Consider the following 23,734-nt stretch of genomic DNA (forward strand, 5'->3'; position numbering starts at 1 on the left):
ACCGCTATTCTTTTTGAAACGAACGGTCAGCAACGATCGAAATCGTTAAGTCGTCGGCTGGCGGATTATGAAGCCCGGCACGGACGTCGCGGTAATAACGCTGCAGCGGGTGATGAGAAAATAAGCTATGTCCGCCAACGACACGCATCGCTAGATCAACGACATGAATGGCTGTATTTGTCGCTACATATTTCACTGCCGCTAATTCTGCCTTCATTGCTCGTCGTTTCTTAGGGTAGCGATCCCATTGATCGGCAACTGAATACATAAAATGACGGGCGGCCATTAACTGAATATCGATTTCGGCAATTTTACGCCGCACTTCTGGTATGTCGGCAATCGGATGTGACAACGTATTCGGCTGATACGACTTAGCAAAAGCAATCGCTTCATTACGGGCAGCAATTGCGATCCCTAAGTAACAGGCAGGAATATGTAAAAGCCAACCTTGCGCTCTTCCTTTTTCTTTCGATGATTGAATCTCAAGCAATGCCGTTTCGTCGACTTCGACGTTTTCTAATACGAGATCATCACTTCTCGTTCCCCGCATTCCGATCGTATTCCACGTTGCTTCAATTTGGAGACCGGGAGCGGTTTTTGGGATTAAAAAGTTACCCACTTCCCCTGTTTCTTTAATCGTCGCGGATACAATAAAATAATCAAGCGCTGGCGCAAGCGAAGTATACGTCTTCCTTCCAGAAATAATCCAGCGTCCATTTTGCTTTTCTGCCATCGTTTCCGGTCTCCCCCCGCGCGCTGGACTTCCTGTTGCTGCTTCTGACTGAGCGCTGTTTAGTAGTACTTGCTGATGGACGATTTCGTGACAAATGCGCTCAAACACGGGTTCAGGCCATTTTTTCTGTTCTGCTAAATTCATCACGATGCCTAAATGCCAACCGAGCGATAATGCGGTCGCCCCATCCCCTTTGGCAAGCGTTTCTTGCACGAGCAAAAATTCATACAACGAAATTTCTTCCCCTCCATATCGTTTTGGAACAGTAAATGATAAAAAGCCTGCTTCTTTTAATTCCGCAAAATTTTCAAATGGAAAAAGTGCCTGTTCATCATAATACTGAGCCCGTTTTTGGAAATGCTGTGCAAGCTGCATGGCGTGTTCGTACAACTGCTTTTCTCGAGCGGTTCGTAAAAATAAATGGTCCAACTCGTTCTCCCCTTTTCTTTTTGTTTCCATTTTACTTCTTCTTAGAGAAGAAGAAAATGATTACGCTTATTGATTATTTAGAACATAGTTTTATTTCGCAAACAAAATAACCCGGCGGAAATCCACCGGATAGGTCAGCTAATGAACGGAAAGAGGAGATAGCCAATGAGCGCTAAAACTCCACACAAGAGTGAAATGCGTAACTTATATTTGGCATATTCCATTAAATCTAAATCCATAATCGAAGCAGTCGTAATCGTTGTATCTCCTAATGGGGAGGCAAACGCGCCAAACGTGCCGCTTGCAAATACTGCCCCTATCGTCATCGGCAATGATGCACCAGTTGCCGATGCAAGCGTCACACCAAGCGGCATAAATAATCCCCACGTCCCCCATGATGTGCCGATAAAATAAGAAATGAAAGAACCGAGAATAAACACGGCTGCTGGAACAATCTCCTTTGGTAAAAACGTTCCGAACGTTGCACTAATGTAACTGGAAAAACCTAACTGTTCCGCTGTCAACGATAGCGCCCAAACAAGAAGAAGCATACTAATTGCCGCTATTAACTCGTTGCCGCCTTCAAAAAAATGATAAATAAGCTCATGCAGTTTCTGGCGGCGAAGGAAATAAAAGATGGCTGTGAGAACAATGGTAAGAAAAAGCGCGACTAACATGACAAACGTCGCATCCGCATGTGAAAAAGCAGCGAAAAGCGTCGTAGCACCTTTTGTTTTTCCATCATACCAAAGAAAAAATATCGTAAATACAAAAAGGAAAAAAAGCGGAAAAAAGAGATGAAGTGGCTCGCCAACGACTAATGCTAGTTCTTTTTTTAATCCTAACCGGTGAAAATAGTTTGTTTCACTCTCTACGTGTGCTCGCTCTTCTTTTCCTATTTGAACGTGCCGAAACGTTGTTACGATTCCGATAATCAATGCAATCACCGCAAAAAAATTATACGGCAAACTTGCTAAAAAAAGAGGGTATGCCGCTTGAGCAATGACATTTTGCTCAAGTGCCCCTTCTACCACCGACGTCATAAACCCGATAAACGCAGTAGCGATTGGCAAAAGAACAATAATCGGTTCTGTTGATACGTCGATGATATATGCCATTTTCCTTTTATCCATTTGGAATTTTTCGCTAAGCGGTTTCATTACTGGTGCAAGCAACATAATCCGAAACATCGGCGTAAAAAAGGTGAACGGAAGCGTCAACCAAATAAAGCCCATCATTCGGCGTTTCGAGTGAATTTTCGGGCTAATCCATTGAACAAATCCTTTCACTCCTCCAGTAATTTGCATCATCCCAGTAAGCGCTCCGAACAAATACAAAAACAAAATGACTTGCATATGTCCATCATTTGTTGCGGCTTCTAGCATGGCATTCACTGCTCGTTCAATCGCCGAAAAAAATTGACCTTCTAAACAAAACGCACCAACCAATAACCCGACAACAAGACCTGGCAACATCTCTTTCAACCAAATCGCAAGTGGAATAACGAGCAAAAAAGGCAATAGCGATACCCATGTTCCTTCCAACTCATCCAACTCCTTTCGTTACAAGGATGGCCATAAATACTTAGAACTATTACACTTATTGATTATTTAGAACATTGTTTGATAAAAAATAAATGATAAAAAAACCGCATATGCTAATACAGCCATATGCGGATTAATGCGTGCGCCGAGCGAAATCGACAAACCGAAATTTATCGAGACGATGTCGCGACTCTGTGAATTGAAATAAGCTCGCATCTTCTAGATACACATAATTTTGGACAACAACAATATGCTCATACCCACCTACATCTAAATACTTCCGGTCTTCGTCGGTGACTTTATCGACGAACATTTCTTTTTTCGCAAAACTAATTTTTAGCTTCAATTCATTTTCTAAATACTCATAAATCGAGTTTTCACAAATCTCTCGCGTTAATAGTGGCACGAATTTTCGATGCAAAAAGTCTTTATCTAAAATAATTTTTTCCCCTTCAATTTCACGGGCGCGAACGACTTTCCATATCTCATCTTTTGCACTTGCCTCTAAATATTGGCGAATATCGTCATCTGGTTTAACAAGCTGCAATTCGTGAACAATCGTCCGAACGCGTTTTTCCATTTGCTGTGTTAGCTCTTTAAAACTGACTAATCCAGACACCGGAAAATCGTATTTGCTGACATCCAGAACGACAGAGCCTTTTCCTTTTATTTTTTGAATGTACCCATGCTCTGACAATAAATTTAACGCTTTGCGAATCGTTTCACGCGACGTTTTATATTGCTGCGACAGTTCGTGCTCAGATGGAAGCAAATCGTTTGGCTGAAACACTCCTTGGCGAATTTGCAGCGAAAGGTCGTTGTAAATCGTTAAAAATTTATTCTTTTTCATCACTATCACCGACTTGTATTGTATCATTTTGTTAAGTGATACACAATCGATTCGTACGGACGTAAACGAATTTGTTGAAATTGCTTTGGTGCCTCTTCATAGTTGGCGATTAACACGCGGCTCTCGTAGCCGTCTACTTCTATTTCGCTAGGTAACCTAAATGTCGTTTCTTCTGCAAAGAAATTGTTAATAACCAATAGTTTCTCATTGTCTCCATTTCGGACGTAAGCGAAAATCGATGGATCGTCTTCTAGTAATAATTGATAATCTCCCGTCGTAATAATCTCGTACTGCTTGCGCAACTGGATTAACCGCTGATAATGATAAAAAACGGACGTCTTGTCTTCCAGCGCTTGCTTGACGTTAATGTCACGGTAATTGCGAGCGACGCGAATCCACGGTGTACCGGTGGTGAACCCAGCATGTTCGCTATCGTCCCATTGCATCGGCGTCCGCGAATTATCGCGCGATTTTCGCTGTAAAATATTTAACACTTCCTCTTCTGTTTTTCCTTGCGCCCGTAAAATCTGGTACATATTTAACGTCTCGACGTCGCGATAGTCGTCTATTCGCGTAAATTTCGGGTCGGTCATGCCGATTTCTTCGCCTTGATAAATATATGGCGTCCCTTGCATCAAATGAATGACGGTCGCAAGCATTTTCGCCGCTTCTTTCCGATAAACGTTATCATTGCCATAGCGCGACACGATGCGAGGCTGATCGTGATTGCACCAAAACAGCGCATTCCAGCCTCCGCCTTTGTTCATTTCGATTTGCCAAGTAGACAGAATTCGTTTTAATGCGGAGAAATCGAAATTTGCAACCGCCCATTTTTCCCCGTTTGGATAATCGACTTTTAAATGGTGGAAATTAAACGTCATATTTAACTCTTTGCGCTCCGGGTTAGTATATTGAATACAATGGTCAATCGTTGTCGATGACATTTCGCCAACGGTCATCATATCATATTTCGAAAACACTTCGCGATTCATTTCTTGCAAAAATTCATGAATGCGTGGACCGTCTGTGTAAAATTTTCGGCCGTCCCCTGGTGGTACAGATCCGTCATCATCCGGGAAACGCTGATCTTTCGAAATTAAATTAATGACATCTAAACGAAAACCGTCAACACCCTTTTTTAACCAAAAATGCATCATATCATACAGTTTCCGTCGCAACTCCTCATTCTCCCAATTTAAATCCGCTTGTGTAACATCGAACAAATGCAAGTAATATTGACCTGTATGCTCATCGTATTCCCATGCCGAACCGCCGAATTTAGATTTCCAATTGTTGGGGTATTTTCCATCGCGTCCGTCTTTCCAAATGTAGAAATGACGGTATGGATGATCTTTAGACGATCTCGCTTCTTTAAACCACTTATGTTCAGTCGATGTATGATTGACGACAATATCCATCATGATTTTCATATTTCGTTGATGCACTTCTGCTAACAGCTGTTCAAAGTCTTCCATCGTTCCGTACGGTTCGTATATCGCAAAATAATCGCTAATATCATAGCCGTTATCGCGCTGCGGTGATTGATAGATCGGAGTCAGCCAAATTACGTCAATACCTAATGTTTTTAAGTAGTCCAGTTTTTCAATAATCCCTTGCAAATCCCCGATCCCATCTCCATTCGTATCTTTAAAACTTTTCGGATAAATTTGATAGACAACTGCTTTTTTCCACCACGGTTGTTTATTCACTTCAATCCCACCTCTCATTTGCTGACAAAAACGATACCATTGGTGTATCTCAAGCACCAATGGTATCGTCATCGTTATTTTGTTTCCTTCTTAAATTTTCCGAACACATACGTTAACGCGAACGGAACCGCAATCGCGATCGCCATTCCGATGAAAAATGGCGTCCATTTCTGCGGAACAATCGATAAAAATCCAGGAAGTCCGCCGACACCAATCGACGGTGCAAGCACTTGGTTAATGGTAATGAACATTCCCGCAATCGCTGCACCTGTCATCGCAAAAATAAACGGATAACGGAAGCGCAAGTTCACCCCGAACATCGCTGGTTCTGTAATTCCAAGGTACGCCGATACGGAAGAGGTAACGGCAAGCCCTTTTAATTTTTCGTCTTTTGCCAAAAACATCATCGCCAGCGCAGCTGAGCCTTGCGCGATATTAGACATGACAAGAATCGGCCATAAAAACGTACCACCCGTGCTAGAAATAAGCTGTAAATCAACTGGTAAAAACGTATGATGCATCCCTGTAACAACTAACGGAGCGTATAAAGCACCGTATAAGAAGCCACCAATTGCCGGAACGTTATTGAAAATTGTGACAAACACACTCGTAATGGCATTCCCAATCGCAAACGTAATAGGACCGATCGCGATAAATGCTAAAAATCCAGTAATCAATAACGAAAGAGGGGCAACGAGCAACAACTGAAACGCATCTGGAATACGTTTTCGCAAATATTGCTCGATTTTTGCTAATACATACGACGCTACTAAAACAGGCAATACTTGTCCTTGGTATCCTACCTTTTGCACATCAAACCCAAATAAATGCCATACTGGAATATCGCCTTTTTCTTTCGCTGCTCCCCATCCCCACGCATTCAATAAATCAGGGTGTACAAGCATTAAGCCGAGCACAATCCCTAATAACGGGCTTCCGCCAAATTTTGTGACCGCCGACCAGCCGATGAGCCCTGGCAAGAAAACGAATGCAGTATTGGCAATTAAGTTAATCATGCTCGCCACATCCGCCCATTCTTTATGCACGTCGACAAATGATTTTCCATCATAAAAAATGTCTTGTCCTGTCAATACGTTGTTAATCCCCATCAATAAACCGGCAGTAACGATGGCAGGTAAAATTGGAATGAAAATATCAGCTAACGTTTTAATCGCTCGCTGAAAAGGATTTAACTTCGCTTCAGCGGCATCTTTAATGTCTTGCTTCGTCGCTTTGGCAAGACCTGTCATCTCAATCATTTCATTGTATACTTTATCGACTAATCCTTGACCGATCACAACTTGAAATTGGCCGTTTACAGAAAAAGAGCCTTTGACCATATCGATTTGTTCGAGTGCTTCTTTGTTAACTTTTCCTTCGTCTTTTAATGCGAAGCGTAACCGCGTCACGCAATGGGTGGCTGCGATAACGTTTTCTCTTCCGCCAACGGCTTGCACAATTTGCTGTACGGAGCGTTTATCCATGTTTTTCCCTCCAGTCATTTGATTCGAAACAAATACGATTTGCGCATCGTCACTTGTAATAGCGCACTTTGTCCAGCCACGCATCTTTCGTACGCCATCGGTACCATGTTTTCCGTCATCTCGCTATTTGTAATAATTACAGGCGTAATAATACTAGCAGCCTTCTTTTTTATTAAGCTAAGATCAAATGAAAGCAACAAATCCCCTTTTTTTACGTTTTCCCCTTTTTTCACATGCACCGTAAATCCTTCACCGTTTAATAGCACCGTTTCTAAGCCAATATGAATAAGAATTTCCAATCCTTTTGACGATAAAAGTCCAATCGCATGCTTCGATTGAAAAATATTAATGACTCGTCCATCTACTGGTGACACCACTTTTCCTTCGCACGGAACGATTGCGACCCCATCGCCTAACAGCTTATAAGAAAACGTAGGGCTTGGTACTTCTTCAATCGGAATAACATTTCCATTCAACGGTGCAAATATCGTTTCTTCCCCTTGCCAGACGATCATATAAGTCCCCCTCTTAAGCGCTTACAAAAACATGTATATACATGTTACATTTATTTTAACTTGTATATACATGTTGGTCAATAAAAAAATATAAAGCGCAAGCAGTCAACGACTACTTGCGCTTTATATTTATATAGAAGAGCGTTGCCGGCTGTTATGGAGCACAGCGTACCGCTTAATTTCTCGGACTAATATCTCTTCTTGTTGGAAAGAAAGAAGCAGTTGCAATCCATAATAATATTCACCATTTGCCTTTCGCTGCCATACTAACGTTCCGATAAAACTAAACTCGACATCATTTAGCATAAACGTCACTTCGATCTGGATTTCTCGCGGACGAGGGGGAATGTCAAGAGATGTTTTAATTCTCATTCCTCGCGGACTAATGTCGTGAATTTCCGCTTCTCCTTTGTCGCTTTCGATTTCTTTATGATCAACACGCACAATACGAAACGCACAAGGGAGCGGTTGCCCAAATTGGTAACGGAACGCTTCTTGCCGTTTAAATCGCACGAAAATCCCCTCTTCTCCTGTTAACGTTTTTCCTATACAACCAAAACTACTCTTATTATATATGGATTTTCTTTAGGCGTGAATAGATAACCATATTTCTTTTATTTCTCCAGCTTCTTCGCTGTCGATAATGAAAGTGCCGTTACTGTAGCGATCGGAACATTTCCATGCCGTAATATCAACCGCTTCCGTTTCCCCTTTTTCCGTTCGTATAATGACATGACCGCTGTCGTTTTCTAGAATAAATGCAGCAACAATGCGATGCGGATTCGTTTTTAATTCCCGAAGCATCACAAGTCCACGTTTTGCTCGCGACGACTTGTCAAACTCATGGAGCGCCATTTTTTTGACTGCTCCGCGCTGGGTCGCAATCACGACTACTGCCGAATCTGCATGGCGAATAGGGGAAGCAGCGACAACGAAATCTTCTTCTTTTAGCTGAATTCCCTTCACTCCAGCAGCGCGCACCCCGACGGTGCTAATTTCTTCTTCCCCAAACCAAAGCCCGTATCCTTGATGCGTCACAATAAACAGGTCGTTTGTTCCGTCGGTAACGTAGACATTTACTACTTCGTCGTTTTCTTTTATGTTCATTGCAATCATCGGGCGTCCGTACCGCTGCACTTTATATTGTTTTAACTCAGTTCGTTTGACCATTCCTTGCTTCGTGATAAATAGAAGATCAAGCGGTTGTTCAAAATCGCGGACGGAAACGGCAGAGATGAGATCATCGTCTCTGTCTAACGGCACGAGGCTGGAAATATGTTGTCCCACGTCTTTCCAACGAATATCAGGCAACTCATGAACAGGGCAATAAATATAGTTTCCTTTGCGTGTAAAGAGAAGGAGTACGTCCGTTGTATTCATCTCTAATTGTGCTAATAAGCGGTCGGATTCTTTCATCCCAAAGTCTTGCCCGTTAGATGCCGTATATGAACGAAAGCTTGTCCGTTTCACATATCCTTCTTTCGTGACAGTAACGATGACGTCTTCAGCAGGAATGATCACTTCTAAGTTAATTTTAATTTCCTCTATTTCTTCTTGAATAACTGTTCGTCGCACATCGGCATACACTTTTTTTAGTTTTTTTAGCTCGGTTTTGATCACGGACAACAATTTTTTTTCACTCGCTAAAATAGCTGTTAGCTCCGCAATTTTTTTCGCTAACTCTTCCGCTTCTTGTTTTAATGCCGTAATGTCGGTGTTTGTTAAACGGTATAGCTGTAATGTGACAATCGCTTCTGCTTGCACTTCCGTGAAATCGTAACGAGCAATCAATTGGTCTTTGGCGTCTCGCTTATCTTTCGAAGCGCGAATCGTTGCGATGACCTCATCGAGAATGGACAATGCTTTCATCAGCCCTTCGACGACATGTTGACGGTTATACGCTTTTTTTAGTTCGTAGCGCGAGCGGTTTGTGACGACTTCTTTTTGGTGTTCAATATACGCATCGAGTAGTTCCGGAAGGCTTAATAGTTTTGGCCGTCGTTTGTGAATAGCGACCATGTTAAAGTTATATGGTACTTGTAAATCTGTATTTTTATATAAGTAGTTTAAAATGCCTTCTGCATCCGCTTCTTTCTTTAACTCGATGACAATGCGAAGACCGGTTCGATCGGTTTCGTCCCGAACATCCGCAATTCCATCAAGTTTTCGGTCAAAACGAAGTTCATCGATTTTTTTTACGAGATTTGCTTTATTAACTTCATATGGAATTTCGGTAATGACAATTTGTTGTTTTCCGCCTTTGACAGATTCAATCGTTGCTTTGCCACGAATAATGATTTTTCCTCTACCTGTTTCGTACGCTTTTTTAATTCCGTCTTTCCCTTGAATAATGCCGCCGGTCGGAAAATCCGGTCCGTGCAGTACAGTCATTAGTTCATCGACTGTGCACGTTGGACGGTCAATCCGCATCATCACCGCATCAATGACTTCGCCTAAATGATGTGGCGGTATTTCGGTCGCATACCCTGCCGAAATGCCAGTCGAGCCGTTTACTAATAAGTTAGGAAACATCGCAGGCAAGACGACTGGTTCTTCGCTCGTGTCGTCAAAGTTTGGCACAAATTCGACCGTTTCTTTATCAATGTCGCGCAACAGTTCTGCGGCAATCGGAGATAACCGCGCTTCCGTGTAACGCATCGCTGCCGGCGGGTCACCGTCGATGCTACCGTTATTGCCATGCATTTCAATTAACACATTGCGCAACTTCCATTCTTGGCTCATCCGCACCATCGCTTCGTAGACAGAAGAATCGCCGTGCGGATGAAAGTTGCCAATGACGTTTCCGACGGTTTTTGCTGCTTTGCGGAATCCCCTATCTGCGGTGTTTCCATCAACGTACATCGCATATAAAATGCGGCGTTGCACCGGCTTTAGTCCGTCGCGCACATCAGGAAGCGCCCGTTCTTGAATAATGTATTTACTATAGCGACCAAATCGGTCACCTAATACGTCTTCTAATGGTAAATCGAGCAATCGTTCCATCATACTCCCTCCTCTGCAACTAAGACGTGTTCATTTTCTAAAATGTTCGGGTCGTCTTCTAACCCAAACTGAACATGTGTTTCAATCCATTTACGCCGCGGTTCGACTTTATCCCCCATAAGCGTTGTCACTCGCCGTTCTGCTCTTGCGGCATCATCAATGCGGACGCGGATGAGCGTGCGCGTTTCTGGATTCATCGTCGTTTCCCATAACTGGTCTGCATTCATTTCTCCAAGTCCTTTGTATCGTTGAATCGTGTAACCTTTCCCTAATTTTTTCGTCGCTTCTTTTAGCTGCTCATCCGTCCACGCATATTGCACCATTTCTTTTTTTCCAGTACCTTTGCTAATTTTATAAAGCGGTGGAAGAGCGATATATACTTTTCCCGCTTCAATCAGTGGGCGCATATAACGGTAAAAAAACGTTAAAAGCAATACTTGGATATGCGCACCATCCGTATCAGCGTCCGTCATAATAATCACTTTGTCATAGTTTACATCTTCTAGCGAAAAGTCGGCGCCAACACCACCACCAATGGCGTGAATAATCGTATTAATTTCTTCATTTTTAAAAATATCCGCCAGCTTCGCCTTTTCTGTATTGATGACTTTCCCGCGCAGTGGAAGCACCGCTTGGAAGCGACGATCACGCCCTTGTTTCGCTGAACCGCCTGCAGAGTCGCCTTCTACTAAATACAGCTCGTTTTTCTTTGGATTGCGCGTTTGTGCTGGCGTTAATTTTCCGCTTAATACCGCCTCTTTTCCTTTTTTCTTTTTGCCGCTTCGTGCTTCTTCACGCGCTTTTCGTGCTGCTTCGCGCGCTTGGTATGCTCTAATTGCTTTTTTGACGAGCATTGTCCCGATGTCTGGATTTTCTTGTAAAAAATATGTTAAATGCTCAGACACAATCGCATCGACAGCGGAGCGGGCTTCGCTCGTTCCGAGTTTTCCTTTTGTTTGCCCTTCAAACTGCAATAAATGTTCCGGAATTCTGACCGATACAATCGCCGATAACCCTTCGCGAATATCAGAGCCTTCTAAGTTTTTATCTTTTTCTTTTAGTAGACTTGTTTTGCGTGCATATTCGTTAAAAACGCGGGTCATCGCTGTTTTGGCGCCTGCTTCATGCGTTCCGCCATCTTTTGTGCGAACATTGTTCACGAACGAAAGTACATTTTCCGAGTAGCCGTCATTAAATTGAAACGCAAATTCGACTTCGATTCCGTTTTGTTGCCCTTCAAAATAAACGACGGGATGGAGAACATCTTTTTCTTCATTCAAATAAGCAACAAACGCTTCAATTCCGTTTTCGTAATGAAACAACTCGCGCATATCGGTCCGTTCATCGACTAATTCAATTTTCAACCCTTTTAATAGAAAAGCTGATTCTCGCAACCGTTCACTTAACGTTTCGTAATTGAACGTTGTCGTGCTAAAAATGGTCGGGTCTGGTTTGAATTGAATCATCGTTCCTGTCTTTTTCGTTGTTCCCATTTTTTCTAATGTCGTGACAGGTGTTCCACCCTGTTCAAACCGTTGTTGATAAATAAATCCGTCGCGGTGAATCGTGACGACGAGCCATTCCGATAAGGCGTTGACGACAGAGGCGCCCACTCCGTGTAACCCCCCGCTCGTTTTATAGCCGCCTTGCCCGAATTTTCCGCCGGCATGCAAAACGGTTAAAATGACTTCCGGCGTTGGTTTTCCAAGTTTATGCATGCCGACTGGCATCCCACGACCTTCATCGAGTACTGTGATGCTGTTGTCTTTATGTATTTTGACGAGAATATAGTTTCCGTATCCAGCGAGCGCTTCGTCGACGGAGTTGTCGACAATTTCATAGACGAGATGATGCAACCCGCGGCTATCGGTGCTGCCGATATACATCCCGGGGCGCTTTCTAACCGCTTCTAGTCCTTCAAGTACTTGGATAGCATCATCGTTATATTCGTATATTTTCTGTTTTGTCACGCACATACCCCTTTCAAAAACAAGAACATTTGTTTCTGTTTTATTTTAGCATAAATTTCGGAAACGTCTATGCCTATTTTGCCAGCTAATCAAACTTCTGAAAATGGAAATGACCATCTTTCGAAAAAGATGGCCGAGTTTCGTTTACCTTTTTTTCGTTAGAGCGTGCTCTACTTTAATACAGCGATCCATCACAACGGTATATCCTTTTTCTTTTAAAAACCTATATACGTCTTCATGGACAACACCTAACTGCGCCCAAAACACATCGGCATCGATTTGGACGAACTCGCGAGCAACTTCTGGTAAATGCTCCGAACGACGAAACACGTTCACAATATCGACATGTCCTTCAATGTCTTTTAACGATTTCATCGCTGGAATCCCTTCCCACTCCTCAATCATTGGATTGACCGGAATAATGTCGTATCCCGCATCTTTCATTGCTTTTGCGACCATATACGACGTGCGATCGGGATTATTTGATAAGCCGACAACGGCAATGCGTTTTGCTTTTTGCAAAATCTCAGCGATCTCTTCGCGACTTGGATTCGTAATTGGCATGTTTTTTCTCCTTTCGAACGCTTTTTTGTAGTATTTCTTTATCCAACAAGGAAAATCCTGCTTATGTCAATATTTTTATGTCTACGATAGCTTAGCTAAACTCAGCTTAAAGTTCGAAAAAAACAATCATACAAAGATAATTTTCTTATCATGTCATCCACTGTATGCGTATAACCAAGTTGAACAACATAAAATAAAACAAGACATTGGCGGCAACCAATGTCCCATCTATACACAGCTTACTGCAAGAAGTGCAGTGGCCCAAAAAAGCGAATCGTAACCCACCTTCACTTAGGCCAAGCAGGGTGGGTTACTTTTTGTCTTTGGATACAGCGACGATAGTTACGATGAGCGAGGCAAACGCAATCATTAGATTCATTCTCTTCACTAATGATAATCAACCGGATCGCTTTTTCATTGAATCGAAAGTGTCAATTCCTGCAAAGCACCCGCTTCAACGCTTCGCGAAACGGGGAGTTCAGTCTTCATCTTTCTTTTTTTGTTGTTGTTCTTCTCGCTTCTCTTCTTTAGGAGCTTTTTCTTGTTTTTCTAACGGCTTAGGCTTTTCTTCTTCTCGTTCCGTTTTCGACTGCTCTTCCGGTTGTTTATGATTTTCTTGCTCACTATTAGCTTTTTCTTGTTTGTCCAGCTGCTTGCGTTTTTCTTCCGGTTTTAAAACTTTCTTTTGCTCTTTTTCTAAATGTTTGTTTGGCACTTTAGGTTTTTCCTTTTCTATTTCTTTTCTTCCATATTCTCCTTGAGTTTTATTTTCGTTTTCTTCTTTAACTTTTCTCTTATTATGATTAGTCTGTTGCTCTTTATGTTCCATTTGTTTATCCTTTTCGGTTAAATTTCCAAACATTTTTTTAATTTCTGCTACTGATTTTTCTTTTACTTTTTCGATTGGCACTCCGTTGTTTTCGGCAATCGCTAATTTATTGGGGGAAACGCCTAATTTTTTCGCTTCATCATGTGTCCGTTTACTTATTTCAATCATTGTAACCGCTAGTTTTGTTTTTTGTTCAATCATATGGATCGTTTTTTCGATTTGCTCATCAATCGTTTTATTCTTCTTGTTAATATGGGTGATGGAAATCATCACATCTCGCTCATTTTTTAAATAGCCGTTCTGTTCACTTTGATCAATGATTTCCTCCGTAACATCGGTTAACGTTTTACCTCTCCAATCGTCAATCGAACGAACAATTTTCCTGCCGTCATCGTTATATGCTCGCATGTCTGTAACTGTTTGTTTGTCATCGATGGACATCTCGATGCTTGGATTTATATCGATCGTCACGTATGCATAAGCTTTGCCCGTATTTAGGTTGGTTAATAACGGGATCACAGCTAACAACAAGACTAGCGCCATAGAAAACTGAGGGATTTTTCTTGCAAATAGCTTTTGTCCTAAACTTGCTTTTTCTTCTTGGGACGTTGTAAATGAAATCTCCTCGCCAATTTGATATTCCTTTATTTTCTTTACTTTTAAAAACTCGCCGTCACGGGTCATGACGATATAATAATGTTTATGTTCTTCCATAATAATTCCATTTCTCATTTTTCCACCCCCTTTAAATACTCTTTCAAATAAATATAATCTTCTGAAAGAAGGATCACGAGCGCAATTAAATATTTTCGGTTTCTTTCAATTGTTTTACGGCTCACATCAACTAGATTGGCCACTTCCTTAATCGGTAACTTCTTCGTATCGAACAATTGCTTTTTTAAATTCTCATTCCTTAAGATCGTTTTCGCTATGAGTAAAGACGTTTCTCTTGCATCCTTATGCTTGGGGGAATGTTCTGTTAGATCAAGTATTGTAATCCCAAATTCTTTTAATTTTTCAGTATAATGGAAGATTTCTTCTTTTCGCTGTTCCGTTTCGATTTGTTTTTGATATTGCTCGCTCGTTACTTTGATTTCGTATGGATTTTCCATATCTTCTTCTCTGTCATCGAGCGAATAGCCGTAATTCTTTTTTTCCTTTCGGATGTAATCAATGACCCGGCGTTTAATCACCAAGCTTGCAAAAGATAAAAAGTTGCTCCCTTTATTGGGCGCATATTTTTCAATCGCCTCGTTAAAAGCAATTAGTCCTATGCTAAATTCATCATCATATTCTGGATCAATTTTTCTTTTGCATACTTCGGAAACTTTTGTGGCGATAAACGGTTTGTATTGTTCGATAAAATCGTTTAATTTTTCTGTTTCCCTGTTTTGGAATTGTTCAATGAATTTTTCTATTTGATCGTCCTTTACCTTCCTAAAAAAACTGCGAAGCATCTCTTCACCCCTTGCCTTCCTTAACATATTCGCCACTCGCGCCATTTTTATGGGGGTGTCATCATTTATAAAAGTATACATCAAAAAAGCCCTCCGTTGAGAGAGGACTTGATTGGGCATTATTCATCATCTTCATCTTTGTTTTCTTTATTGCTTCCGTTCCCATTCTTTTTTTCATGTTCTTTCTTTTCTTTTGCCCGTTTTTCCGCTTCTTTGCTAGCTTTTTCTTCGTGTTTTTGTACTTCTTCACGGGCTTTTTCCTCACGTCTTGGATCTTCTTTTGCTTTCACTTCGTGTTTCTTAGCTTCGTCTGTTGCCTTTTCTTCATGCGTGCTTGTTTCTTTTTGCTGTTTCTCTACTTTGTTAGCTGGTGATTGGCTTTCTTCTTTGACGTCTTCTTCCGTTTTTACTTGATTTGTTGCATCCTCCATCGCAGTTTTATCACCATTTTCTTCCGCTTCTGCTTTTTCATCTTTCATGTTATTTTTATTCTTTTTATTAGCATAGTCCGCTTTTTTCTTTTCTAGTTTCGCTAGCTTTTTCTGAAGCCGTTCTACTTTTTTATCGTCGCCATTTGCTTTCGCTTCTTCTAACTCGGCTGTTAGCCGTTTTTCTTTTATCATGGTCGTAATTTGTTTAGGGTGAAGACCGTTTTCTTTCGCTAGCTCCCCAAATCCTTTTCCCTCTTTCACAGCATCAGCGATTTCTTCCACCGTTTTTCCGGTTGCCTCCGCTAATGCGACAATTTTCGCCATTTCGCCATATCCGAATCCTTGATCACGAAGCGATTGAACGATGTTTTCATCAATACCTTTTACCACATTCGCGACTGCTTTCGTTGTTTCTTGCGTTTCTGTCAACGCCTCTTTTGTACTTTCGTCTAATTGCTGTGAGATCGTTTCTTCCGATTTTTCATCGACATTTGCTGTTTCTTCTAATTGATTCGTCAGTTGTTCTTGTTTTTCGCTCGTTAATTCCCCTTCATGAATCGCTTCGGACACCTTTTCCTGCGATTGCGCAAGTAGCTGAATATACGCTTCGACAGCTTCTTTCACAAATTGTTGTTTTTCTGATTGTGTCATTACTTTCGCTTCGGCGAGTCGTTCTTTCGCAAATTGAAGCAGCAATTCGCTTTCTTTTTCGGAATCGGCTGTAATCGCTAGCTGTAAATCTTCTAGAAATTTATCGAATGTATACAAAATACTGTCAGGCGTTGTGCCTGCTTCCGATGCCGTTTGTTCGTCTGAAACTACACTTTGCCAGTCTACTGTGTTTTCACTATTAGCAGACGCATACGTACCTCCTAACATCGATGTAAACAACACGCTTGTGGCTAAAATGTTCTTCATCTTGAATACTTTGTCCATATGTAACACCCTCCTTTTGTTCATGACAAGATATCTTTCGGAGACGCTTGACGGTTTGTGGGGGTCAATCCGAAACAAAAAGGAGGGGAGCTTAATTAAGCTATTTTTGTTCGAAATAATCTTATGCCTAGCGCTATAAAAATAATCCCCGTTAATTTATTCAATAAATTGGAAATGGAGGCGTTTTTTTCTCAGATTTTCCGTAGCAACCGACGAAAAATAGGCGACGAGCAAACAAAAGTTGGAGAATCCGCAACTACTGTTCCTAGTATAAAAAGCAACACACCGAATCCGAAAAGAAGCATGCTCAGTTTTTTTACGTTATACCGAAACAGCAAGTCGCTCGTTAAAGTGAAGATATAAATAAGACTCAACACCATAAATATAGGAAAAGTAGGCTTGAATTTGTCTGCGTATATAAAGTAGTCGCGTTGTGAAATATCATCACTTCTCGTGATTTGATCGTTGAATATTTTGGAAAACCATGCAGAATGCTTCCATTCCCATGGTCGATCTCTTCACTCGCTTCCTTCGTACCATGAAGCTAATGCAGCGAAAACTAAAATTACAAGCGCTGATACGTATTGAAAAATCCACAATAGTCTATTCATCCCACTCCTACCTCTTTTCCTGCCTTTCGTGATTTACATCCTCTGTGTGACGTATTATCAGTATGTTTGCACAAACAGTCCGTCCCCTTCGAGCCATTCGGCGACTAACACTTCTTGATAACTTGTCACACCGAAAGTACGGAGTTCGCGCTGTAGCCATTCTTCGTCCTTTCCTAACTCCCGAAGTTCGTCCATCAGCACTTCTCCGTCGCGGATTACCGTTGTTGGGACGCTCACCGCACGGGGAGAAAGTTGAAAATCTTCCCTCGTTGTTTTCTGATAGCGTGATTTTTTCAATACGCTAATTGAACCGTTTGCTTCTAGATAACAAAAAGCGACTTCCCGCAACGAAAACGTTTCGCTTTGGCGAAGCAAGCTTTGGAGCTGGTTGAGCGTCATACGCGATTTTTTTAACGCTTCATAATCGATCATTCCGTTGCGAATAAGCACCGTCGGTTTTCCTTCCGCAATGCCGCGAAACCATAGCCATTTTTGGCTCATATATTCCACTAAAATGAGCAGTGCTCCCCATACGGTGATCGAATAAACGATGTACCAAATATGGACATGGTCATCATATAGCGCATTCCCTAACAATTCCCCTAATACAATCGCCGAAATAAACGTAAACGGTGTAATTTGATGAATTATCTTTTTCCCAGCCACTTTTACGACAAGAAATAACATCATAAACCCAATCACAAGCTCTGCTGTTAACTCCACTATTTTCATTGGTTGCACCGCCTCACGATCATCATCACTATTTTCATTATGGGCAAAGCGGGCAAAACATATGTCTCTTCTATCTCTTTCTACATTGCTTCTTTCATTCCTGCCTCATTCATTGCATCTCTCCCTTTTCCACTGTATGATGTTAGTAAACTAGGTAGAAAGGAGCTTAACAATGAAAAAGCAACTGCCGCCCGGCCAGTTTGAAACAGACAAATGGCCAATTCTTCACGAAGGTGAAGTGTACGAATTCGATGAAAAAACGTGGACATTCCGGCTATTTGGCGAAGTGAAAGAAGAAGTGACCCTCTCCTACGAACAAGTGATGAAGCTGCCAAAAACGATCTCGACCATCGATATGCATTGCGTCACAACATGGTCAAAGTTTGATACAACGTTTGAAGGAATTGCTTTTCGCGAATTTTTGCGCTTCGTTGAACTCGAACCGGATGTGAAATACGTGAAAATTTACGGTTATTTAAACAAAAATCCGCTCGGCTATTCGGCGAATTTGCCGCTTGAAGCGCTTATGGGGGATGATGCGCTTTTTGTTTACCGCTGGAAAGATGCGCAACACGACTGGCAAGACATTTCGCCAAAACACGGCTACCCGTTGCGCTTTATTCCCCCCGCTTCCTTTTATTTATGGAAAGGGGCAAAATGGGCGACAGGCATTTGTTTTATGAAAAAAGATGAACCTGGTTATTGGGAACAGCGCGGCTATTCGATGACCGCCAATCCGTTTAAAGAAGAACGCTTTTCCTCGCCAACCGAATGGCTGCGCTCCTTTTTTTAACTCTGGTTGCATCATAAGCTATCATGCGTATCTTTTATTTTTGTGATATAATACGAGCGAATGAAGTAAAGGAGGCTGCGTATGAAACAAGAAGTAATCGAACGGTTGACAAGATACGCGAAAATCAACACCCAATCTGACCCAGCAAGCAACACGTGCCCCTCTACCGAAGGCCAATGGACGCTTGCCAACATGTTAGTCGAAGAGCTAAAAGCAATCGGCATGGAAGAAGTAGCGGTCGATGAAAACGGGTATGTGATGGCAACGTTGCCAGCGAATACAGACAAAGAAGTGCCGACAATCGGCTTTTTGGCGCATATGGACACGGCAACAGATTTCACAGGCGCGAACGTCAATCCACAAATCGTCGAATCATATGACGGTGGGGATATTTTGTTAAATAAAGACTTACATATTATTCTTTCGCCCGCCGATTTTCCGGAACTTTCGCATTACAAAGGACATACATTAATCACAACCGATGGCACCACGCTTTTAGGCGCAGACAATAAAGCAGGAATTGCCGAAATTATGACAGCGATGGAATACCTCATCAAACATCCAGAAATCAAACATGGAAAAATTCGTGTCGCCTTTACGCCAGATGAAGAGATTGGAAGAGGTCCGCATAAGTTTGATGTTGCTGCATTTGGCGCAAAGTACGCTTACACCGTTGATGGCGGTCCGCTTGGCGAATTGGAATACGAAAGCTTTAATGCTGCGCAAGCAAAAATTACATTCAAAGGAAAAAACGTACATCCAGGTTCCGCGAAAGGAAAAATGATTAACTCATTGAAACTAGCAATGGAATTTCACGCCCATCTCCCTGCGAATGAAGCGCCAGAGCATACCGAAGGATACGAAGGATTTTACCACCTTCTCTCCTGCCAAGGCGATGTCGAACAAACAACACTCCATTACATTATTCGCGACTTCGACCGCTGGGCATTTGAGGCAAGAAAAACAACCATCGAAGAAATCGCGGCCAAACTGCAAGGAAAATACGGAAAAGAGCGAATTCAACTGGAAATAATCGACCAGTATTACAACATGCGCGAAAAAATTGAACCGGTCAAAGAAGTGGTTGACATAGCGTACGAAGCGATGCAAAACTTAGGGATTGAGCCTATCATCAAACCGATCCGCGGTGGAACAGATGGCTCACAGCTATCCTATATGGGGCTGCCTACGCCAAATATTTTTACAGGCGGCGAAAACTTCCACGGCCGTTACGAATATATTTCTGTCGACAATATGGTCAAAGCGGTGAATGTTATTATTGAAATCGTGAAATTGTTTGAACAAAAAGCAACAACGGAGTAATCTGTCAGCCCTCCCTTCTATATTAGAAGAGGAGGGCTTTTGTATAACAATCTCCTTTATTTCAATACTAAACATAAACTATTGGAGGGGGTGCGTCATGTGAGAGAGAAATGTTACTACGAAAAACCCCTCTTCCAAAAGGCGGTTAGTTAGTGACCATCAGCTTGCAATCGCCGCATTGTATGAAATGATCGAATAGCTCGTCGGTGCTAGTGCTAAACAAGTAAAAGCGGTCAAAGATTTTTTAAGAACGCAAGGCGCCACGTTGGATACATAACGCGGGATAATTCTTTGCTTCTTTGGGTCTGTTTTTGCTTTATTGTTGCTGACAAACTTGCGTGATACATTGCTCAAAAAATAATCATCCTCTGTATCTAGCGTTTTTTTCGTTGCGTGGTAAAATAAAGACATGCACGAAATTGATAAGTAAAGGGTGTATGAAGCTTGGTGACAAAACTGTTGATATTGGCAGCTGCCTACTTACTTGGCTCCATTCCATTTGCGCTCGTTGTCGGGAAAGTCGGATACGGCATCGACATTCGCGAGCACGGAAGCGGAAACTTAGGGGGAACGAATACGTTTCGTGTCCTCGGCGTCAAAGCCGGGATGATGGTAACGATTGGCGACATTTTAAAAGGTACGCTAGCAGCTAGCCTTCCTGTCTTATTTGCGGTCGATATGCATCCGTTATTGGCTGGGATTTTTGCAGTGATCGGGCATATGTATCCACTGTTTGCTGGATTTCGCGGAGGAAAAGCAGTGGCGACGTCAGGGGGCGTGATATTGTTTTACTCTCCATTTCTATTTTTTACGCTTATCGCTGTTTTCTTTCTGACGCTCTATTTGTCCAAATATGTTTCCCTTTCCTCCATGATGGCTGGGGTGTATGCCATTATATATACCGTGTTCTTTACGGACGATATCCCGCTTACGATTGTTGTAGCGGTATTAACGACGTTTATTTTTTACCGTCACCGCGCCAACATTAAACGAATCATCAATAAAACCGAACCAAAAATCAAATGGTTATAATAGGCTGTCCTATGTTCGGGCAGCCTCTTTTGCGGAATATGAATAAACAGAAAGGAGATTTTTCATTGAAACTGCCACACACATTCGTCGAAAAAATGAACGCCCTTTTACAAGAAGAGGCGCCACGTTTTTTCGCATCGTATGAAAAAGAAAAAGTAAATGGCTTGCGTTTTAATCCATTGAAAATCGAACGAGATGCGTTTTTAGCGCTCGCTCCGTTTTCGCTTTCCCCTGTTCCGTTTTGTCCGACTGGTTTTTACTACGAAACGGACGACCAACCGGGAAAACATCCGTATCACGCCGCAGGGCTATATTATATTCAAGAGCCAAGTGCGATGTTTGTAGCCGAAACGTTGCAACCAAGCCATGGAGAAAAAGTGCTCGACCTTTGTGCTGCTCCTGGTGGAAAAACGACACAGCTCGCTGCGATGATGGACAATACCGGCTTTTTACTGGCTAATGAAATTCATCCGAAACGCGTTAAAGCGCTATCGGAAAATATCGAACGGCTCGGCATTACAAACACGCTCGTCACGAACGAAACCCCAGAAAAATTAGCGGAGTATTTTGTCGGCTATTTTGATAAAATTTTAGTCGATGCGCCGTGTTCTGGAGAAGGGATGTTTCGAAAAGATGAAGAAGCGATTCACTACTGGAGTGAAGAACACGTTCACCAGTGTGCCGTAAAACAGCGCCATATTCTAGACTGCGCCTATCGCATGTTGAAAGAGGGAGGTATTCTCATCTATTCTACATGCACCTTTTCTCCCGAAGAAAATGAACAGACGATGGAGGCATTGCTACAAAAATACGAAGATCTCGAATTAGTAGCGATTGAAAAAAGCGCTGGCATTCAACCCGGACGACCGGAATGGACGAAGACAACGTTGACGGCGATCGAACAAACAGCTCGGCTTTGGCCACATCTGCTACTAGGAGAAGGACATTTTGTGGCCAAATTGCAAAAAGTGAGCCCAGCGCCAACATGGAAAGGAAAAAACGCTACATCTAATGTGACGAAACAAACATTGCGCGAGTATCGAGCGTTTGAACAAGAAACGTTAACGATTAATATCGAAAAAACGATGTATTCGTTTAATCAGCACTTATTTGCCCTTCCGGATGATTGTCCTAGTTTTGCTGGACTAAAAATCGTGCGCGCTGGCTTACATTTAGGCGAACAGAAAAAACAGCGGTTTGAACCAAATCATGCACTCGCATTGGCTCTTAAAAAGGAAGAAATCGTTCATTCGCTCGAATTAGAAGACTATACGAAATATTTGCGTGGGGAAACGATAGAAACAGGCGGCGACCGCGGCTGGGTCGTTGTAACAATTGACGGCTATCCGCTCGGCTGGGGGAAAGAAGTCAAAGGGACATTAAAAAACTTTTATCCGAAGGGGCTAAGAATATAGCCCCTTTATTTTGTTGGAATGGTTAATGTTAATGCAATGTTGTCGTGCGCTAAATCGAATGACTGAACGGAAAGACGGTAGCCATTTTTTAAGCGCATATGCGTCACCGCCACGTAAATGCGGTTATGATTAGGGTCAATGACTACGTCATCCGGCAAACTCACATGCGTTTGCAAATAGTTTAGCGCATATCGTGCCGGAATGTGTAATCCTCCTAAGGATAAATCTGGGTCAAGCAACTCTATATCTCCATTGACGACGTTTGGTAAAAACGACATCGTTAATGGAATATTTCTTCCGAACAATTCGATTTCACTGGCGATATATACGCGGTCATTCACCCAGACGCGATACGAAAGCGTTCCTTTTTTCTTTTTTTTCTGAATGTAATCGTTCATAAACGCATTCACATCTTCTTTTGCGGCATGAATAAGAAACGTCGCTCCCTTTGTTGCTTTTGGCTCCGGAATGGTTGATTCAGACGGCTGCATTAAAAAGAAAAATAGACCTCCGATTATTACGACATGAATCATTACCAACGTAAAAAAAGCAATTTTCCACGGTTTCTTCATTTCTCCATACTCCTTGCTAGTTGTTCGTATACACGCATAGCAATGAACGCATAGCCTTGTTCGTTCGGATGAAATTGATCGTCATAGAGTAAATCGTCGCGGTCGTCAAAGATATCTTTCACATCGACAAACATCGTTCGCTCATAGCGGCTTAATACGTCGCGGCTTCCTTTGTTCCACATAACGATGACATCATCGATTTCTGGGATTGTCTGCAAAGAATTAGCAAACGGATTGTATAAACCGATAAGCACGATCGTTGCATTTCTGTTTAAAGAGCGAAGCTTCCAAATGAGGTGATCGAGCTTTTGCGCGAACGTTTTTTGTTTTTGCACAAATAACGAATACGTTAAATCAAACAAATGGGAGCGAACAATTTCCATCACGTCATTTCCGCCAATGGTGATAAAAATCATATCTGCATCTTTCATCGACTGTTCGTGCTTCGTAATGACCTTATCAAGCTGGGAAATACGCAACCCTCGTTTTCCTAAATTCGTCACCATTACAGAACGCACCGCTTTATGTTGTAGTAGTTTTTCCTTTACATCGACAACGTACCCGCCGTTTGTATCGCCAACCCCTTCCGTTAATGAATCGCCAAGCGCCACAATGTGCACATCTTTCGGGACGAAATCATCGGGGATGATTAACCGCTTTGGAAGTCCGAGCGGTCTTTGCGGAACGTCCGTTACGTTCGTTGCCGTGGTCGCCGAGCACCCGATTAAAAAGCAACATATCAGTGCAATCCCCCATCCTTTCATTTCTTTCACCTACCTACAATACGAAAAGGCAAAAATGC

Annotated in this window: 21 protein-coding genes and 1 pseudogene; 4 read left to right on the top strand and 18 right to left on the bottom strand. The window is 42.2% G+C overall.

The window, feature by feature from the left end; translation table 11 throughout:
- Positions 1-4 precede the first annotated feature (4 nt).
- From GFC30_RS10095 to GFC30_RS10165, 15 genes and pseudogenes are all read right to left on the bottom strand, one after another.
- Positions 5-1,192 (bottom strand): acyl-CoA dehydrogenase family protein, encoded by a 1,188-nt coding sequence (locus GFC30_RS10095; protein WP_066325004.1) that lies wholly within the window; start codon positions 1,190-1,192, stop codon positions 5-7.
- Positions 1,193-1,296: 104 nt separating this feature from the next.
- Positions 1,297-2,706, bottom strand: a complete 1,410-nt coding sequence (locus GFC30_RS10100) for a Na+/H+ antiporter NhaC family protein (protein ID WP_066325007.1) — start codon at positions 2,704-2,706, stop codon at positions 1,297-1,299.
- 133 nt (positions 2,707-2,839) lie between these two features.
- Positions 2,840-3,556 carry a trehalose operon repressor gene (gene treR, locus GFC30_RS10105; RefSeq protein ID WP_066325010.1) on the bottom strand — a complete coding sequence of 239 codons (717 nt, stop codon included), beginning with the start codon at positions 3,554-3,556 and terminating at the stop codon, positions 2,840-2,842.
- A 23-nt stretch (positions 3,557-3,579) separates the two neighbouring features.
- Positions 3,580-5,283 carry an alpha,alpha-phosphotrehalase gene (gene treC / locus GFC30_RS10110; protein ID WP_066327314.1) on the bottom strand — a complete coding sequence of 568 codons (1,704 nt, stop codon included), beginning with the start codon at positions 5,281-5,283 and terminating at the stop codon, positions 3,580-3,582.
- Positions 5,284-5,339: 56 nt separating this feature from the next.
- On the bottom strand, positions 5,340-6,749 hold the full coding sequence (treP, locus tag GFC30_RS10115) for a PTS system trehalose-specific EIIBC component (RefSeq protein ID WP_066325012.1): 1,410 nt from the start codon (positions 6,747-6,749) through the stop codon (positions 5,340-5,342).
- Between the two features lie 14 nt (positions 6,750-6,763).
- Positions 6,764-7,264, bottom strand: coding sequence for a PTS sugar transporter subunit IIA (locus GFC30_RS10120; protein ID WP_066325014.1), 501 nt, complete (start codon positions 7,262-7,264; stop codon positions 6,764-6,766).
- A gap of 129 nt (positions 7,265-7,393) precedes the next feature.
- The gene (locus GFC30_RS10125) at positions 7,394-7,777 is read right to left on the bottom strand and encodes a PilZ domain-containing protein (RefSeq protein ID WP_066325016.1); all 384 of its coding nucleotides are present in this window, start codon (positions 7,775-7,777) and stop codon (positions 7,394-7,396) included.
- A 72-nt stretch (positions 7,778-7,849) separates the two neighbouring features.
- Positions 7,850-10,270: a DNA topoisomerase IV subunit A gene (gene parC, locus GFC30_RS10130; RefSeq protein WP_066325019.1), complete on the bottom strand. Its 2,421-nt coding sequence runs from the start codon at positions 10,268-10,270 to the stop codon at positions 7,850-7,852.
- On the bottom strand, positions 10,267-12,237 hold the full coding sequence (gene parE / locus GFC30_RS10135) for a DNA topoisomerase IV subunit B (protein ID WP_066325021.1): 1,971 nt from the start codon (positions 12,235-12,237) through the stop codon (positions 10,267-10,269). The genes parC and parE overlap by 4 nt, the downstream gene beginning before the upstream one ends.
- Before the next feature lie 144 nt (positions 12,238-12,381).
- Positions 12,382-12,801 carry a CoA-binding protein gene (locus GFC30_RS10140; RefSeq protein WP_066325024.1) on the bottom strand — a complete coding sequence of 140 codons (420 nt, stop codon included), beginning with the start codon at positions 12,799-12,801 and terminating at the stop codon, positions 12,382-12,384.
- 478 nt (positions 12,802-13,279) lie between these two features.
- The gene (locus GFC30_RS10145; RefSeq protein WP_066325027.1) at positions 13,280-14,362 is read right to left on the bottom strand and encodes an anti-sigma factor domain-containing protein; all 1,083 of its coding nucleotides are present in this window, start codon (positions 14,360-14,362) and stop codon (positions 13,280-13,282) included.
- Entirely contained in the window at positions 14,359-15,087 is a 729-nt protein-coding gene (gene sigI / locus GFC30_RS10150; RefSeq protein ID WP_066325029.1) for an RNA polymerase sigma-I factor, read from the bottom strand. The genes GFC30_RS10145 and sigI overlap by 4 nt, the downstream gene beginning before the upstream one ends.
- Before the next feature lie 119 nt (positions 15,088-15,206).
- Positions 15,207-16,454 carry a DUF5667 domain-containing protein gene (locus tag GFC30_RS10155; RefSeq protein ID WP_066325032.1) on the bottom strand — a complete coding sequence of 416 codons (1,248 nt, stop codon included), beginning with the start codon at positions 16,452-16,454 and terminating at the stop codon, positions 15,207-15,209.
- Positions 16,455-16,645: 191 nt separating this feature from the next.
- Positions 16,646-16,954, bottom strand: a pseudogene (locus tag GFC30_RS17795) (DUF4306 domain-containing protein); the annotation flags it as partial.
- Positions 16,955-17,122: 168 nt separating this feature from the next.
- Positions 17,123-17,797, bottom strand: a complete 675-nt coding sequence (locus tag GFC30_RS10165) for a YetF domain-containing protein (protein ID WP_066325044.1) — start codon at positions 17,795-17,797, stop codon at positions 17,123-17,125.
- 172 nt (positions 17,798-17,969) lie between these two features.
- On the opposite strand from GFC30_RS10165, the gene GFC30_RS10170 reads away from it, so the two are divergent.
- Positions 17,970-18,590 carry a sulfite oxidase-like oxidoreductase gene (locus GFC30_RS10170; protein ID WP_066325045.1) on the top strand — a complete coding sequence of 207 codons (621 nt, stop codon included), beginning with the start codon at positions 17,970-17,972 and terminating at the stop codon, positions 18,588-18,590.
- Positions 18,591-18,671: 81 nt separating this feature from the next.
- Entirely contained in the window at positions 18,672-19,913 is a 1,242-nt protein-coding gene (gene pepT, locus GFC30_RS10175) for a peptidase T (RefSeq protein WP_066325048.1), read from the top strand.
- 159 nt (positions 19,914-20,072) lie between these two features.
- Here pepT and GFC30_RS16890 read toward each other — a convergent pair whose 3' ends face one another.
- Positions 20,073-20,267, bottom strand: a complete 195-nt coding sequence (locus GFC30_RS16890; RefSeq protein WP_148660380.1) for a hypothetical protein — start codon at positions 20,265-20,267, stop codon at positions 20,073-20,075.
- 93 nt (positions 20,268-20,360) lie between these two features.
- Here GFC30_RS16890 and plsY point away from each other — a divergent pair, with 93 nt between their 5' ends.
- Both plsY and GFC30_RS10185 read left to right on the top strand, forming a co-directional pair.
- A complete protein-coding gene (gene plsY / locus GFC30_RS10180; protein WP_066327316.1) occupies positions 20,361-20,945 on the top strand; it encodes a glycerol-3-phosphate 1-O-acyltransferase PlsY in 585 nt (194 codons plus the stop codon).
- A gap of 65 nt (positions 20,946-21,010) precedes the next feature.
- Complete coding sequence (locus tag GFC30_RS10185; RefSeq protein ID WP_066325051.1) at positions 21,011-22,360, top strand: RsmF rRNA methyltransferase first C-terminal domain-containing protein; 1,350 nt, start codon at positions 21,011-21,013, stop codon at positions 22,358-22,360.
- A gap of 5 nt (positions 22,361-22,365) precedes the next feature.
- Here GFC30_RS10185 and GFC30_RS10190 read toward each other — a convergent pair whose 3' ends face one another.
- Positions 22,366-22,932, bottom strand: coding sequence for a YpmS family protein (locus GFC30_RS10190; protein WP_066325058.1), 567 nt, complete (start codon positions 22,930-22,932; stop codon positions 22,366-22,368).
- Positions 22,929-23,696: a GDSL-type esterase/lipase family protein gene (locus tag GFC30_RS10195; protein WP_066325060.1), complete on the bottom strand. Its 768-nt coding sequence runs from the start codon at positions 23,694-23,696 to the stop codon at positions 22,929-22,931. Before GFC30_RS10195 ends, GFC30_RS10190 begins: the two co-directional genes overlap by 4 nt.
- Positions 23,697-23,734 lie beyond the last annotated feature (38 nt).

The sequence above is a fragment of the Anoxybacillus amylolyticus genome (assembly GCF_001634285.1).
Classification (GTDB): domain Bacteria; phylum Bacillota; class Bacilli; order Bacillales; family Anoxybacillaceae; genus Anoxybacteroides; species Anoxybacteroides amylolyticum.

Coding starts and splice junctions, on each gene's coding strand:
- GFC30_RS10095 (WP_066325004.1), bottom strand. CDS start 1,192: ATGGAAACAAAAAGAAAAGGGGAGAACGAGTTGGACCATTTATTTTTA.
- treR (WP_066325010.1), bottom strand. CDS start 3,556: ATGAAAAAGAATAAATTTTTAACGATTTACAACGACCTTTCGCTGCAA.
- treC (WP_066327314.1), bottom strand. CDS start 5,283: ATGAGAGGTGGGATTGAAGTGAATAAACAACCGTGGTGGAAAAAAGCA.
- treP (WP_066325012.1), bottom strand. CDS start 6,749: ATGGATAAACGCTCCGTACAGCAAATTGTGCAAGCCGTTGGCGGAAGA.
- GFC30_RS10120 (WP_066325014.1), bottom strand. CDS start 7,264: ATGATCGTCTGGCAAGGGGAAGAAACGATATTTGCACCGTTGAATGGA.
- parC (WP_066325019.1), bottom strand. CDS start 10,270: ATGATGGAACGATTGCTCGATTTACCATTAGAAGACGTATTAGGTGAC.
- GFC30_RS10140 (WP_066325024.1), bottom strand. CDS start 12,801: ATGCCAATTACGAATCCAAGTCGCGAAGAGATCGCTGAGATTTTGCAA.
- GFC30_RS10145 (WP_066325027.1), bottom strand. CDS start 14,362: ATGAGAAATGGAATTATTATGGAAGAACATAAACATTATTATATCGTC.
- sigI (WP_066325029.1), bottom strand. CDS start 15,087: ATGCTTCGCAGTTTTTTTAGGAAGGTAAAGGACGATCAAATAGAAAAA.
- GFC30_RS10155 (WP_066325032.1), bottom strand. CDS start 16,454: ATGGACAAAGTATTCAAGATGAAGAACATTTTAGCCACAAGCGTGTTG.
- GFC30_RS10165 (WP_066325044.1), bottom strand. CDS start 17,797: ATGAAAATAGTGGAGTTAACAGCAGAGCTTGTGATTGGGTTTATGATG.
- GFC30_RS10170 (WP_066325045.1), top strand. CDS start 17,970: ATGAAAAAGCAACTGCCGCCCGGCCAGTTTGAAACAGACAAATGGCCA.
- pepT (WP_066325048.1), top strand. CDS start 18,672: ATGAAACAAGAAGTAATCGAACGGTTGACAAGATACGCGAAAATCAAC.
- GFC30_RS10190 (WP_066325058.1), bottom strand. CDS start 22,932: ATGAAGAAACCGTGGAAAATTGCTTTTTTTACGTTGGTAATGATTCAT.
- GFC30_RS10195 (WP_066325060.1), bottom strand. CDS start 23,696: ATGAAAGGATGGGGGATTGCACTGATATGTTGCTTTTTAATCGGGTGC.